Here is a 14,415-nt window from a genome sequence, read left to right on the forward strand (position 1 = left end):
AACTTAATTGAAATCTTATGGAAGTTTATGAAATATGAATGGATAGAGATAGAGGCTTATCGGGACTGGAAAAGTTTAGTAAAGTATGTCAAAAATGTGCTAAAAAAAGTCGGAACCGAATATGTAATTAATTTTGCTTAAGCACTTATCTGAATTCACATGGCTATGATAATATAGAAATCTAGTTACTGGCATACATTATTATTTTTGACTTTCAATCAAGTAGTATTTATTACACCCAAGTAGTGATTATGAATGATTATAAAGGATGCAATCACTGTCTGCATTATCGCCCTGATGGAACCTGTGTTGCTTTTGACCCTGATTTTATTCCAATAACGATTGCTTCAGGACAAACAAAACATATCCAACCTTTACCAAATCAGGGAAATACAATTGTTTATGAGCCAGCCGGAAAATCTATATTCTCCAGGCTGGATGAGTATCGGATGAATAACAAGCTGATGCGTGAAAGAATAGAGATTATAGAAGGCGACATTACTCAGCAACAAGTGGATGCCATCGTCAATGCTGCGAATGAATCCCTAATGGCTGGTGGTGGGGTTTGTGGAGCTATCCATCGTGCTGCTGGGTTAGGGCTTGAGGAAGAATGTCTACAACTGAAGGTTTGCACGGAAGGCGATGCCAAAATAACAAAGGGCTACAACCTCCCAGCAAAGTGGGTTATTCACACGGTTGGACCAGTATGGGAAGGTGGCAGGTATGAAGAACATAAAGTGCTGGCTCAGTGCTATCGCAATTGCTTTGCTTTGGTAGAGCAATATAAAATTAAAACGGTAGCATTTCCATCTATCAGTACAGGAGCCTATGGCTTCCCGGTAGAGAAAGCAGCAAAAATCGCAGTTTCTGAAGCTAGACGTTTTCTGGAGCGAAACACCTCAGTTGAGAAGATAATGTTTGTTTGCTATGAAAAGCAGACTTATGACCACTACACTACCAATCTAGATGAAATTCTGCCAGCCAAACCCGAGTGAATTACTTCAGAAAAATATTTACAATTGCCATCTAATCGCCTATTTATTTCATAAATAATCAATTTCTTCTAGAGCGGCTACGAGGGGAAAATTATCAAGAGATAACTCGCAGGAAATTCATAGCCAAAAATCTAAACATTTAAGCTAGCTACGTTGTGCAATCAACAAAACTCCTGAAAAGCGCGATCGCATTCTGAGCATGGTTGGTTATTTTCCATCCCAGCAGAAAATTGATTATGGGTAAAATGGAGCGTTTAGGTAACGAATAATTGCAAAAGACGCGATCGCTCCTTTGTCTCTGGGCTATTAAAATAACGCCTAAAATAACGCCGCGCTGATGCCAGAAAATGTCAAACTAGATAGATAAGTTTTGTTAACGCAGCCATTAAAGCTGCGCTTCTAGATAGCTAAATTGAAATTCATGGTTAAGCAGCGCGTTCTCTCTGGGGTTCAACCAACGGGTAATCTGCATCTCGGTAACTACTTGGGAGCGATTCGCAACTGGGTAGAAGGGCAGAGTCAGTACGAAAATTACTTCTGTGTGGTGGATTTGCACGCGATTACCGCGCCGCACGATGCCAGCACCTTGGCTGAAAATACTTATAAAATTGCTGCTTTGTATTTGGCTTGTGGGATCGATTTGCAGTATTCCAGTATTTTCGTGCAATCCCACATCCCTGCACATAGCGAACTGACTTGGCTGCTGAATTGCATCACTCCCCTCAACTGGCTGGAAGATATGATCCAGTTCAAGGAAAAGGCAGTTAAGCAGGGAGAAAATGTCAATACTGGTTTGCTAGACTATCCGGTGCTGATGGCGGCAGATATTTTGCTGTATCAGGCGGATAAAGTGCCGGTGGGAGAAGATCAGAAGCAGCACTTAGAATTGACCCGCGATATTGCGAATCGGTTTAATTACCAATTTTGCCGGGAAAAGCCGGTGCTGAAACTGCCAGAGCCGCTGATTCGGACTGAAGGGGCGCGAGTGATGAGTCTGACGGATGGCACTCGGAAGATGTCGAAATCCGATCCTTCGGATATGAGTCGGATTAACCTGCTCGATACCCCAGAGCAAATCCAAAATAAGATTAAACGCTGCAAAACTGACTCAGTGCGCGGTCTAACTTTTAATGATTCGGAACGACCCGAAGCCCGAAATTTGCTGACGCTATACATGGTGCTTTCGGGCAAACCGAAGGAAGAAGTCGCAGCAGAGTGTCAGGATATGGGCTGGGGACAATTCAAGCCATTGCTGACGGAAACCACGATTAACGCCCTGAAACCGATTCAGGAAAAGTATCAAGCGGTGATGGATGACAAAGGCTATTTGGAGTCCGTGTTGCGCGATGGCAGGCAGAAAGCGGAAGCGATCGCGTCCGTTACTCTCGCCCAAGTAAAAGCTGCCCTTGGTTATTCGGTTCCCCTTTAACCAGATATAAGTTATCAAGGATGGAAGCGATTAGTGATTGATGCTTCAGAATGAGTTATTTAATTCAAAATTCAGCAGGAACGCGGGAACCCCGCCCCTACAAGACCAATTTGCGTACTGCTGTGGAATCGGGTGAATTTTTAGTGACCGCCGAGGTTGCCCCTCCCAAGGGCGGCGATCCTTCCGAGATGCTGAAAATGGCGAAAACCCTCGAAGGTCGGGTTCATGCGGTCAATATTACCGATGGCAGTCGGGCGGTGTTGCGGATGTGTTCGATGGCGGCTTCGGTGATATTGCTCCAGCATGGAATCGAGCCGATTTGTCAGATTGCTTGTCGCGATCGCAACCGCATCGGATTGCAAGCTGACTTGATGGGTGCCCATGCGTTGGGAATTCGCAATATCTTAGCTTTGACTGGCGATCCTGTAAAAGCTGGAGATCATGCCGATGCTAAGAGTGTATTTGACCTAGAATCCGTGCGGTTGCTGGGATTAATCAAAAAAATGAATCTCGGCTTCGACTGGAACGACAAACCCTTGAGTGATGGGGCGACTGACTTGTTCGTGGGTGCGGCTATCGATCCGCAATTAGCTAGCTGGTCGGGGTTGCAAAGTCGATTTGAGCGGAAATTAGCAGCAGGGGCGCAGTTTTTCCAAAGCCAGCTGATTTGCGATTTTGACCGCCTAGAAAAATTTATGGATCAAATCGCGGCTGGTTGTGGAAAGCCAATTTTGGCGGGAATTTTTCTGCTCAAATCTGCTAAGAATGCTCAATTTATCAATCGATGCGTGCCTGGAGTAAATATTCCCGACCACATTATTGATAGACTCGCCGCTGCTTCAGATCCCTTGCAAGAAGGGATGTTAATTGCCGCCGAACAAGTCAAATTAGCTCGTCAACTCTGCCAAGGGGTTCATATGATGGCAGTGAAACGAGAAGATTTGATTTCGCAAATCCTCGATTTAGCCGGAATTCCACCGCTGACTCCGGTGGTGACAGCAGGAGAAAGTAATGAACGCACAAACAACAAAGCAGTTGCCGATTCCGCCTCACTTTGATGCCAAAAAGGTCGGGGAAGTCTGGCGGGTGCCTTATCAGCAACGGGCAGCGGATGCGAGGGAGTGGGCGAAAAAACACCAGATTTCAGCGGCGGCTGAGGACAAAACTCGCATTTGCCTATTGTTAATCGATGTCCAGAATACGTTTTGCATCCCCGATTTTGAATTATTTGTCGGTGGGAGAACGGGTACGGGTGCGGTAGAAGATAATCGGCGGCTGAGTGAATTTATTTATCGGAATTTGGGAGTCATCAGCGCGATCGCTCCCACAATGGATACTCACACGGCGATGCAAATTTTCCATCCCGTCTTCTGGATTAACAACGCCGGAGAACATCCCACCGCCGCCGTGACGATGATTACACCGGAGGATGTTCACCAAGGTGTGTGGAAGGTGAATCCAGCCGTTGCCGGGATTGCTGGTGTCGATTACGCCGAACTTTCCTCACACGCTTTGCATTATGTCAAGCATTTGAGTGAAGCTGGTAAATATCCGCTGACGGTGTGGCCTTATCATTCCATGCTGGGTGGAATTGGTCACGCTTTGGTGTCAGCGGTGGAAGAAGCACTCTTTTTCCACTGTATAGCCCGGAATAGCCAAACGCAGTTTGAAATTAAAGGCGATAATCCTTTAACTGAAAATTATTCTGTCCTACGAGCGGAAGTTTTGGAAAGCGTAAATGGACGCCCGATTGCCCAGAAAAATACCAGCTTGATTCAACAGTTACTCGCGTATGATGCGGTGATTATTGCCGGTCAAGCAAAAAGTCACTGCGTTGCCTGGACAATTGATGATTTGTTATCAGAAATAACAGCAAAAGACGCTAATCTGGCGAAAAAGGTGTATTTACTAGAAGATTGCACCTCACCTGTTGTCGTTCCTGGAGTGGTGGATTACACGGATGGAGCAGAAGAAGCTTTTGCTAGATTTGCCGCAGCGGGAATGCATCTGGTTCAATCCACTCAACCCCTAGAAACCTGGGCTGACTTTCCTAAAATTGGGAATGGGTAAGTGAGTTTTGAATTTTAGAGTTTTGAGTAACAAGAGAGTTTTGAATAACAAGAGAGTTTTTTAATCTGAAAATTAAACCTTAAAAATTATTACCAATTACCGTTCACCAATCGCCAATCACCCCTTACCAATTACCGATGACTAGCAGCAACGATGCAATCCAGGCACTGCGCGAGGCTCTCCGATTTTCTCCGGATAATGTACCCTTGCGACAACATCTTGCAGAGACACTTTTGAGCCTGGGTCAGGCAGAGGAAGCCGAGCAAGAATACCGCCTCGCCTTAGCGCGATCGCCCGAAAATCAGCAGTTGAAATTGGGATTAGCTCGTGCCTTCTATCAACAAGGAAAACATCCCCAAGCGCTGGTAATTGTGGAAGATCAAATAAAGCGCTTGGATTGTCCAGCCGGTGCTTTTCTGCTTCATGCGCGTCTTCTTCTCAACACGGGGGCTGTGGAACAAGCTGTCCGTCAGTATCGCAGGGCAGTCGAAGCCGATCCGGCTGTCAAAGATGCTGATTTTGCCGAAAGGTTGGGAATTGGGGCACAGGAGGACGTTCAAGAGGTCGTAGACGGGAAAATTCGGGCAGGGGTGGGAGACTTTCCAAACTCAGAAGAAGATACTCCAGTCGAAAAACCCGCGATCGGATTCCGAGATGTTGGCGGTATGGAAGCGGTCAAAGACGAAATTCGGATGAAAATTATTTATCCCCTGAAACAGCCGGAACTGTACAAAGCTTACGGGAAGGCAATTGGGGGCGGAATTTTAATGTACGGCCCTCCGGGTTGCGGTAAAACTTACCTGGCTCGTGCGACAGCTGGCGAAATTAATTCTAGTTTCCTCTCTGTCGGAATTAACGATGTATTAGATATGTGGTTGGGCAACAGCGAACGCAATTTGCACGACCTTTTTGAACAAGCCAGACGCAACCAACCTTGCGTATTATTTTTTGATGAAGTTGATGCTTTAGCTGCCAGTCGTGCGGATTTGCGACAAAATTCTAGCCGCATGGTAATTAACCAATTCCTGTCAGAATTGGACGGCGTGAGGAGTTCTAATGAAGGGGTATTAATCCTAGCTGCAACGAACGCCCCTTGGCACTTAGACTCAGCCTTCCGTCGTCCGGGACGCTTTGACCGCATCTTGTTTGTACCGCCGCCTGATGCAGAAGCAAGGGCGGCGATTTTGCGCTTGCTGTGTCGGGGTAAGCCAGTGGAGGATATTGACTACAACCACTTAGCCAAGAAAACTGAGAATTATTCAGGCGCAGACTTAATGGCAGTGGTGGATGTGGCAGTAGAAAAGAAGTTAGCGGAAGCGATGAAAGTAGGTATCCCGAAGCCACTGACTACCAAAGATTTAGCCTCGGCGGCGGGAAGCGTGAAACCTTCAACAAAAGAATGGTTTTCAACGGCTCGGAACTACGCCTTGTATGCGAATGAGAGCGGTTTGTACGATGACATCCTGAAATATCTGAAACTCTGATGGGCGTACATTTGGAGCGTGCCGAAATCCTCATGGCTCAATCGCGTTATGAGATGGCGGCGCAGGAATTGCAGCAGGAATTAGCAGTCGATCCAGATAGCGCCCAGGCTTATGCGTGGCTAGGCTGGTGCTTGAGGTTTCTCAAGAAGTACGAGGAAGCAATAAAAGAAGCTGAGCAAGCAATTAAGCTGGCACCAGATTGGGAGAATGGTTATTACGTTCTGGGTTGGATTCTCTGCGATCGCAATCAGCTTCTGGAAGCTGAGAACGTAACCAAAGAGGCAATTCGCCTAAATCCTGAAAATGCCAACCATTTCATCCTACTATCAAACATTCGAGTTAAACAAAAGCGATGGCAGGAGGCACTAGAAGCAGCGACGCAGGGGCTTAACATAGAGCCAGAGAATGTTGACTGTTTGAATAACAAAGGAATTGCCCTATTCGAGTTGGGTCGAACAGAGGAGGCAATCGCTACGACTGAGCAAGCGATCGCGCTTGACCCGGAGAATGCCCTCAACTACAACAACTTGGGATGGATGATACTGAATCGGGAAGGAAGCCCCACGAAAGCTTGGGAGTATTTCCGCCAAGCACTCCGACTCAACCCCAATTTGGAATCTGCACAGGATGGACTCATCCAAGCGATCAAGTTAAAAAACCCACTATACAGACCAGTTTACAGGTGTGTAATATTCCCGTACCGCCGTTTACAACTAGGCAGATTTTTGAGCGGGAAAGCTTTGTTGGGCTTCTTTGCCTGCTTGTGTTTGGGATTCCGTATATTGCTGAATCTTGCTGCAACTAATCCCAATCCTTTGATTTGGTTAGCGCTGATTGTTTTGTTTTGGTTAATCTTTTTGCCTTGGTTTGTAGACCTCTTTATAACCCTATTACTCCAACTGAAGTTTAAGCAATCCTATTGGCTCACGACTTTAGTTTGGGCAATACTAAGCGCATTTTATTTGTGGTTAATGACCGGAAATTCTAAAACTCTGTTTGCTCCCGTTTTATTCGGATTGTTGCTTCTGCCTGTATCGGCAACGTTCCGATCTTCAGCGGGGTGGCACAGCAGCCTCATGGTGGGATATACAACCATCATGGGGTTAGTTGGGCTGGCAGGGCTAGTTCTTCCATTACCAGGGCTACCTTTTGTAAGTGTTGACGTTTGGTTCTGGTTGACTTGGTTCATCGTTCTCGCATTGGGAACGCTTTTTTCCTTTTTTTTGAGCAGAAGAAGCTCTCCCAAGTTAAAGTAGTGCCTGAAAAAGAATGGTTTTTGACTGCTCGTAATGATGCCTTATATGCGAATAAGAGCAGTTTGTACGACGACATCCTGAGATGACATCCTGAAATATCTGAAACTCTGATGGGCATACATTTGGAGCGGGCACAGCTGCTGATTGAGCAGTCGCGGTATGAAATGGCAGAGAAAGAACTGCGACAGGAACTGGCAATGGAGCCAGATAGTGCGATCGCGCATACTCTGCTCGCCCTGTGCTTGAATTATCGCCAAATGTACCCGGAAGCCACCCAGATGGCTCAGCGAGCGATTCGCTTGGCTCCCGATTGGGGGTACGCTCACTACGTCCTGGCTTATATTCTGTGCGATTACAACCAGCTTCAAGAAGCGGAAACAGTACTGAAAGAGGCTTTGCGGCTGAGTCCTGATAACCCCAGCTACTTCGCCCTGCTCTCGCGCATCCGATATAATCTACAGCTTTGGCACTCAGCACTAGAAGCGGCAACCGAAGGGCTTGTCGTTGACCCAGAGGACGTGGAGTGCCTAAATTACCGAGCGATGTGTCTGATGCAACTCGGTCGCTTACCAGAAGCTCAGGCGGTTATTGAGAGTGCGATCGCGCTTGACCCAGAATATGCAGGAAGCTATGCCAACCGCGGCTGGATACTCCTGGCGCAGGGAGGATATCCCGCTAAAGCCTTAGAGTGTTTCCGCGAAGCACTACGGCTTCAACCAACCTTTGAGTGGGCGCGACGGGGAATCGTCGAAGCGCTCAAGGCAAAGAACCCGCTCTACAGGCTGATGCTGCGCTACTTCCTGTGGAGTTCTAGGCTGAGTAACGGAGCTAGGTTGGGCTTCAGTATCGGCTTGTACTTCGCTTTCCGCCTGCTAGTGGGCGGCATCGCTGCAAGTAGCAACCCTTTGCTGTGGTTCGTGGTGATTGCCTACTGTCTGTTTGTCCTGCTTACCTGGATTGCTGACCCCTTATTCACCTTATTACTCCGGTTTGACCGCTTCGGGCGATTAACCCTTTCCGAACAAGAGGTTAAAAACTCAAATTTAGTCGGGGCAGTATTTCTAAGCATCTTAATGGCAATTGGTCTGTGGTTGGTGACTAAAAACACCAACATCCTCATCGTCGCCCTCTCACTAGGACTTTTGTTGCTACCGATAACGGCGATGTTAAATTGTCCGGCAGGATGGCCCAGAAAGTTCATGGCAACCTACACGATCGTTTTAGCGATCGCATGGCTGGCGGCTATTGGTCTATCATTAGCCGAGCCGCCTCTGGGAGAAATTGGCGTTCAGTTTGCCGGAATTTCCCTAGCTTTTTTCTGGCTTGGTTCGATACTTTCGAGCTGGTTGGCAACTATACTGATGGGCGTCAAAACAAAGCAGTGAGTGCGAGCATTTCAAGTATGTTTTCTTTACCTGAAAACCCTTCTCAAAGGTATTCCCTATAGGTTTTTAAAGCAGTTAAAAGGTTAAAAATATTTTCTCAACACTTTTAAGCTCAACACTTTTAAGCTCAACACTTTTAAAATACCTCCCAATATTCCAGCGCTCGTTGCTTCCCCTCTGCTACAAGCTACTTTCAACCATGACTGCGGGACCGACTGGCTGCGGAGGTAGGCTAGAGGGTTCTAAGGTAACAGCTAAGGTTGAGGTTGTAGCACCACAAGCACCGACGGGAATGGAAATTTGCTCTAAAACAGTTCCCCCCTGACTTGCCCCAAAATTTGCACAAGGTATCTTTTTCTCGTCAACAATTGCCCAAAGTCGATAAATTTGACCAGATGGGACAGCCGGAAGATTTTGAAAGGCGATGACCGCTTTTTGTTCGTCCAGATTAACGAGAATACTTCCAGACGCTGTATTTGCTTTTTCTGTACCTGTGAGCGTATATAAGCGGGTATTCCGCTGTTGTAGCACCTCAAGGGCATCTTTCTGAGCCTGCACCGTTTGAAGTTCTTGCCGCAGCCGAGATTGCACTATCTTTAGATTTTGGCGCAGACGATAATTGTCAAAAGCCAAAGCTAGGGCTAACAGTGCTACCAAACTAGCAAAAAGTTTGCTCCAAGGAAAAGAAACCTGTTTTGGAGCGGGTTCGGGGTTAACTGTCGGATTGGCAGCTTCCAGAATCGTCGAACGCAGATGTGGGGGAGGTGTGACTTCAGGAAGGGCGTAGGGCAAGAGTTCAAGCGATGTCTGCAACCGACTCACTTCTTCAGCCAGTTGCGGATTTTTTTCGAGAATTTGCCTCAATTCCTCCGCTTCTTCAGCGCTAAGATCGCCGAGGACATAACCTGCCATTAATTCTTCTAAGTTTTCGGGATTTAAAGGTTCGGTCATGGTGCAACTATTTTAGAAAATCTTGTAACGTTTGCCTCAATTTCAGTAGTCCCTGACGAGCGCGAGTTTTGACCGTCCCTAAGGGGATATTTAGTTGAGCCGCAATTTCCGATTGACTGAGACCCTGGTAATAGGACATTTCTAAGATTTGACGCTGATTTTCTGAAAGTTGCGCCAAGGCGTCCCGAACTTGCTGCGATCGCTCTCCTAACGAAGCTTGCTCAAAAGGGCTTGCAGAGCTGATTTCAGTCGTCATTGTTTGACGCCAACGCTCTAGAAATTTGTGGGTGGTGCCACGAGAGCGAAGTTTGTCAATCGCACGCGATCGCGTCATTACAGTTAAAAAGCTGCTAAGAGAACCACGAGCGGGATCGTAAGTATTAGTACGCCACAGATGCAGAAAAATCTCTTGAGTGAGGTCTTCTGCTTCTTGGGGATTTTGCAAAATTTTTAATGCTAACCCATAGACAAGAGCGCCATAGCGGTCGTAGAGAGTGCCCAGAGCAGAGGATTGACCAGCTTTAAGTGCTTGAAATAGCTCTGTATCCATCCGGGGCGTTGTATTTGTTGATTTGCCATCGAGAGAGTCAGGATGCATGCGTTCTGGAGAGTAGGTCTAAGCCAATCACTCTTCAGAGTCAATTGCAGGACTTGATTGCTCTGCATCTCTCACAGGAGATAAATTCTCTTTTTCTTTAATACGATCTAAAAGATTAATTGGATTTATTTCAACAAAACCGCTGAACGCCTCCGTAATTCTACGAGTAGTGGAATCCAAAATCTTAGTAAAATCATAAGATTTGAAAATACTGTTAATTTGTCAATGAGGTTTCTACTTAATTATGTCGCCGAGCAAGCTTTGAGTTTTTGAGGAGCATCGAATGGAATGGTTCTGGACAATCGCTGGGGTGCTGACTGCGCTCTTGGATGCGATCGCATCCAAGCTTCCAACAGATACCGCCTTGGTTTCTGGGCTTTTTTGAGTTGGTTCATCATGCCAGAAAACCAGGCAAAGCCTTACTAGCAGTTTTACTTCAACCTCTTTTGGTATACATCTGGGGAATCCATCTTGAGCTAAAAGTACAAGGAATTCAGATGATTGCCCATTAATGTCACCAATCGTTGAGTAAAGGCAATGGAAAGAAACGATACTCCCTGGCTAGAGCAATCCGAGAAGCTGGTGAATATATGGGTTGAGACGGAGAAAATGTGGAAAAGCTGGTTCGATCTCATGAGGTCTGTTACAACTCCGGAAACACTCGTCAATGCTCGCGCAGAGGTCAAGGACGCCCAGCCGCTTTTGGACACTCAGGCGGTCTTTGTGCGTTTCCTGGAGAGATTGACCAGCTCCAGTAAGGACACAAATTTTTTGGTTGAATTGGGCAAGGATTGGCAACCCGTCTTCAACAATTACGCTGATTTGTGGCAAATCTACGAAAAGAATCTGCAAAACTTAGGTCAGCTTTGGGCAGAACCACTGCGGCAACCACTAGCGATGGCGACTCAGGCGATGAGCGGCGACAATGCAACGTCGCCGTCCACCAACCTCTACTGGGACTATCAACAGACCTTTGGCAACTTTCTTTTAAGCCCAAGCCTGGGATATACCCGTGAGTTCAACAACAAACTGCTGAAAAGCTTTGATGCCTGGACAAATTTCTATAAAGCAAGCTTTGACTATCAGTTAGTGCTGCTCGATGTCTGGGTGAAAGCCTGTGAGCAGCTGGTGCGATTGGCATCTTCCCAGGAAAAAGGCGAAACGCTTCAGAACTGGCGGCAGTTTCAGCAAGTCTGGAGTAGGGTATTTGACCAAGCATTCGCACAGACGTTCCGTTCAGAAAATGCCCTTCAGATCCAGGGTAAGTTCTTGAATGCAGCCATGACCTACAGGCTCCACCAGCAACAGCTAATGGAAGTGTTTCTGAAGATGAATGACTTGCCAACTCGCAGCGAAGTCGATGAGATGCACCACAGCATCTACGAACTGCGGAAAGAAATTAAAAGCCTGAAAAAAGCTTTAGCAGAATCCCAACGCCGCGAAGTGTCTTGAGGATGCAATGCACGAGTTTACCGAGCTAACCGAAAAACTGTTTAAGGGTGCCCATAACTTAAGTCACCTGCGCGAGGAGGACATTCAGATTGGGGTGACACCCAAGGAAGAGGTTTACCGCGAAGATAAGGTGGTGCTGTACCGCTTCACTCCCAAGGTGGAGCCTTCACTGAATATCCCCATCCTGATTGTTTACGCTCTCGTTAACCGTCCCTACATCGTCGATTTACAGGAAGGGCGATCGCTTGTTGCTAACTTGCTCAATCTTGGTTTGGATGTTTACCTGATTGACTGGGGCTATCCGAGTCGAGGCGATCGCTTTTTGACCCTTGACGACTACATCAATGGTTATATCAATGACTGTGTGGACGTAGTACGCGATCGCTACAATCTAGAGCAAATCAACCTGTTAGGAATTTGTCAGGGAGGCGCTTTCAGTCTCTGCTACAGTTCCATTTACCCGGAGAAGGTAAAAAACCTAATTACTATGGTCACTCCGGTGGATTTTCACACCCATGAGGGACTGCTCAATGTTTGGGGTGGAAGCACTCTGGGGTCACAAGCTCTGGATGTGGATTTAATGGTAGATACTCTGGGTAATATCCCTGGCGACTTCATGAATTTAGAGTTCTTGATGCTAAAGCCATTTCAGTTAGGAATTCAGAAGTATATTGACTTTCTGGATACTATCGATGAGGACACGTTGCTTAACTTTCTCCGCATGGAAAAGTGGATTTTTGATAGTCCTGACCAAGCTGGGGAAGCTTATCGACAGTTTATGAAGGATTTCTACCAGGGAAACAAACTCATCAAAGGCGAGATCGAGATTGGCAAGAAGCGAGTAAATCTGGAGAAGATTTGCATCCCAGTTTTGAACATTTATGCCGAGCAAGATCATCTAGTTCCCTCGGCTTCTTCCTTGGCTCTTGAGAAGTATATCGGGAGCGAAGACTATACCGTGCGCTCCTTCCCAGTCGGGCATATCGGGATGTATGTGAGCAGTAAGGTGCAGCGAGACCTTCCTCCCACGATTGTTGATTGGCTGAAGGCGCGAGTCTAGAACAGTTGGCATCTAGCAATTCTCTATTGGATGCAGTAAGGTTTAACCCCACCTCTGCCTCTCCCCGCGAACGGAGAGGGGTTCAATATTCTCCCCTCTCCGTAAACGGAGAGGGGATGGGGGTGAGGTTCCGAGTGTATATTGCACTAAGAGTGAGAACCGCTATATATAAGCTTTGCGGAGCGCTTTTCGGAAGGCTTTGCTAACGCTTTACAGCAGCTGGCGATCGCGCGATCGCAACCCTCCACACCCCCACCTCTTAGGTCTGTGCCGCCTATACCGCAAGCGGTATAGGCGGCACAGAATTTTAATTCGCTAGCATATATGAGCCAGGTTTTCAGTTCCTGGTCAATTAACACCTCAAGACATTCGGACTAGGGTCTAAATACTTCTCCCGATGCCGTCAGTTGTTTCTTGCAACGGCTCAACCCTAGAACATTCCTAATACCCGATGTCCGAAGCCTCACCCAAGCCAGTCAATCAACTGCTAGCTGCTCTGCCAGATGCTGAGTACCAAGGCCTTGTTCCCAATCTAGAGCACGTCTCGCTCCCTTTTAAGCAAGTCCTTTACGAGGTTGGTGAACCAATTAAATACGTCTATTTCCCCGATCGGGCAATCGTTTCTTCCCTCACCACGATGGCAGATGGCTCGATGGTCGAAGTTGCTTTAGTGGGAAATGACGGAGTGGTCGGTCTCCCCGCCGCTTTGGGAGATAACATCGCCACTACAATCGCAATGGTGCAGGTACCAGACTCTGCCATGAGGATGAAGGCAAGCGTGCTGAAAACCGAGTTTCAGCGGGGTGCTTCACTGCAAAGTCTGCTACTGCGCTACATGCAGGCGCTGCACGCCTTCGTTTCCCAAAATGCTGCCTGCAATCGCCTCCATTATCTGGAGGGGAGACTGGCTCGTTGGCTGCTGCTCGTCTGTGACCGTGTAGAGTCAAAGGAGTTGCCCATGACTCATGAATTTATGAGCCAGATGCTGGGTGTACGACGTGCGGGTGTCACGGAGGTGGCTAACGCTCTTCAACAGGCAGAACTGATTCGCTACACTCGTGGCAAAGTTACCATCCTAAATCGGGAAGAATTGGAAGCGGTTTCGTGTGAGTGTTATCAAATCATCCAGGGCGAGTACGCTAGGTTGCTAGGCACTAAGAACGGTTGAGAGTTGTTGTTAGAGGAAGAAGCGATCGCTTCTCTCTCTAGCTGCTCTCGCAGCTCAATATTGATGAAAGTTCATGAAAGCCGTTATCTCGCAACCTGTCTAGGCTAGATGAGCTTACTGGTGTTAGACACTGACACCGCCAGTACCGCTAACCCTACAGCTCCCAGTACAGCGCTCGCATCCCACCTTGCGGTTAGATGAGTTTCCTGCCCAGTGGAGTAACTGTTCGCCCGTGAGTTCTTGGTGACATCTCCTGCACCAACCTGAGTACAGGTATGGTGTAGGCTTCGCAACCAATCCGGCTATTGCTTTCACTAAATCGTCCCCTTGCTCAAAAGATTTAGCTAATCAACATCAGTTCTGTTCGCTTTACGGGCGATCGGGTTGCTGTCAATACATCCTCAGCGGAATCAACCAGTACGAATTGCAGTTCGCGCCGCACATCTTCCGTTAACTCAAGTTAACGCTATAGCAAATTATCGATTTCTAACTTTATCTTTAGGATGATTTATCTAATGATTTATAGATAAGTTATAGAGAACCAAACGTGAGAATTATCACATTTTA

At 47.1% G+C, this 14,415-nt stretch carries 14 protein-coding genes and 1 pseudogene; 11 read left to right on the forward strand and 4 right to left on the reverse strand.

What is annotated here, in order from left to right:
• From NC997_RS24545 to NC997_RS24580, 8 genes and pseudogenes are all read left to right on the forward strand, one after another.
• A pseudogene (locus NC997_RS24545) lies at nt 1-141 on the forward strand (IS630 family transposase); the annotation flags it as partial.
• 110 nt (nt 142-251) lie between these two features.
• Nucleotides 252-995 (forward strand): O-acetyl-ADP-ribose deacetylase, encoded by a 744-nt coding sequence (locus NC997_RS24550; protein ID WP_347276137.1) that lies wholly within the window; start codon nt 252-254, stop codon nt 993-995.
• Between the two features lie 421 nt (nt 996-1,416).
• Entirely contained in the window at nt 1,417-2,424 is a 1,008-nt protein-coding gene (gene trpS / locus NC997_RS24555) for a tryptophan--tRNA ligase (RefSeq protein ID WP_190528549.1), read from the forward strand.
• Between the two features lie 50 nt (nt 2,425-2,474).
• Nucleotides 2,475-3,482 carry a methylenetetrahydrofolate reductase gene (locus NC997_RS24560; protein WP_190528550.1) on the forward strand — a complete coding sequence of 336 codons (1,008 nt, stop codon included), beginning with the start codon at nt 2,475-2,477 and terminating at the stop codon, nt 3,480-3,482.
• On the forward strand, nt 3,436-4,494 hold the full coding sequence (locus NC997_RS24565; RefSeq protein WP_190528551.1) for a cysteine hydrolase family protein: 1,059 nt from the start codon (nt 3,436-3,438) through the stop codon (nt 4,492-4,494). Before NC997_RS24560 ends, NC997_RS24565 begins: the two co-directional genes overlap by 47 nt.
• A gap of 137 nt (nt 4,495-4,631) precedes the next feature.
• The gene (locus NC997_RS24570; RefSeq protein ID WP_190528552.1) at nt 4,632-5,978 is read left to right on the forward strand and encodes an ATP-binding protein; all 1,347 of its coding nucleotides are present in this window, start codon (nt 4,632-4,634) and stop codon (nt 5,976-5,978) included.
• Nucleotides 5,978-7,234, forward strand: coding sequence for a tetratricopeptide repeat protein (locus tag NC997_RS24575; RefSeq protein WP_190528555.1), 1,257 nt, complete (start codon nt 5,978-5,980; stop codon nt 7,232-7,234). Before NC997_RS24570 ends, NC997_RS24575 begins: the two co-directional genes overlap by 1 nt.
• 110 nt (nt 7,235-7,344) lie before the next feature.
• Nucleotides 7,345-8,619 carry a tetratricopeptide repeat protein gene (locus NC997_RS24580; RefSeq protein ID WP_190528557.1) on the forward strand — a complete coding sequence of 425 codons (1,275 nt, stop codon included), beginning with the start codon at nt 7,345-7,347 and terminating at the stop codon, nt 8,617-8,619.
• Nucleotides 8,620-8,799: 180 nt separating this feature from the next.
• On the opposite strand, the gene NC997_RS24585 is transcribed toward NC997_RS24580, so the two are convergent.
• The 3 genes from NC997_RS24585 to NC997_RS24595 all read right to left on the reverse strand — a co-directional run bounded on the left by NC997_RS24585 (nt 8,800) and on the right by NC997_RS24595 (nt 10,566).
• On the reverse strand, nt 8,800-9,570 hold the full coding sequence (locus NC997_RS24585; protein WP_190528560.1) for an anti-sigma factor: 771 nt from the start codon (nt 9,568-9,570) through the stop codon (nt 8,800-8,802).
• A 7-nt stretch (nt 9,571-9,577) separates the two neighbouring features.
• Nucleotides 9,578-10,168: a sigma-70 family RNA polymerase sigma factor gene (locus tag NC997_RS24590; protein ID WP_190413845.1), complete on the reverse strand. Its 591-nt coding sequence runs from the start codon at nt 10,166-10,168 to the stop codon at nt 9,578-9,580.
• A gap of 242 nt (nt 10,169-10,410) precedes the next feature.
• The gene (locus NC997_RS24595; protein ID WP_348257830.1) at nt 10,411-10,566 is read right to left on the reverse strand and encodes a hypothetical protein; all 156 of its coding nucleotides are present in this window, start codon (nt 10,564-10,566) and stop codon (nt 10,411-10,413) included.
• A gap of 139 nt (nt 10,567-10,705) precedes the next feature.
• Between NC997_RS24595 and NC997_RS24600 the strand changes: the two genes are divergently transcribed.
• Nucleotides 10,706-11,620 (forward strand): poly(R)-hydroxyalkanoic acid synthase subunit PhaE, encoded by a 915-nt coding sequence (locus tag NC997_RS24600; RefSeq protein ID WP_190528562.1) that lies wholly within the window; start codon nt 10,706-10,708, stop codon nt 11,618-11,620.
• 7 nt (nt 11,621-11,627) lie between these two features.
• Nucleotides 11,628-12,680, forward strand: coding sequence for a class III poly(R)-hydroxyalkanoic acid synthase subunit PhaC (phaC, locus tag NC997_RS24605; RefSeq protein ID WP_190528564.1), 1,053 nt, complete (start codon nt 11,628-11,630; stop codon nt 12,678-12,680).
• A 146-nt stretch (nt 12,681-12,826) separates the two neighbouring features.
• Here phaC and NC997_RS24610 read toward each other — a convergent pair whose 3' ends face one another.
• Nucleotides 12,827-13,039: a hypothetical protein gene (locus NC997_RS24610; RefSeq protein WP_190678185.1), complete on the reverse strand. Its 213-nt coding sequence runs from the start codon at nt 13,037-13,039 to the stop codon at nt 12,827-12,829.
• Nucleotides 13,040-13,131: 92 nt separating this feature from the next.
• On the opposite strand from NC997_RS24610, the gene NC997_RS24615 reads away from it, so the two are divergent.
• Nucleotides 13,132-13,848: a Crp/Fnr family transcriptional regulator gene (locus NC997_RS24615; RefSeq protein ID WP_190528566.1), complete on the forward strand. Its 717-nt coding sequence runs from the start codon at nt 13,132-13,134 to the stop codon at nt 13,846-13,848.
• Nucleotides 13,849-14,415: the final 567 nt, after the last annotated feature.

The organism is Trichocoleus sp. DQ-A2, assembly GCF_039961915.1.
Classification (GTDB): Bacteria; Cyanobacteriota; Cyanobacteriia; order Cyanobacteriales; family FACHB-T130; genus FACHB-T130.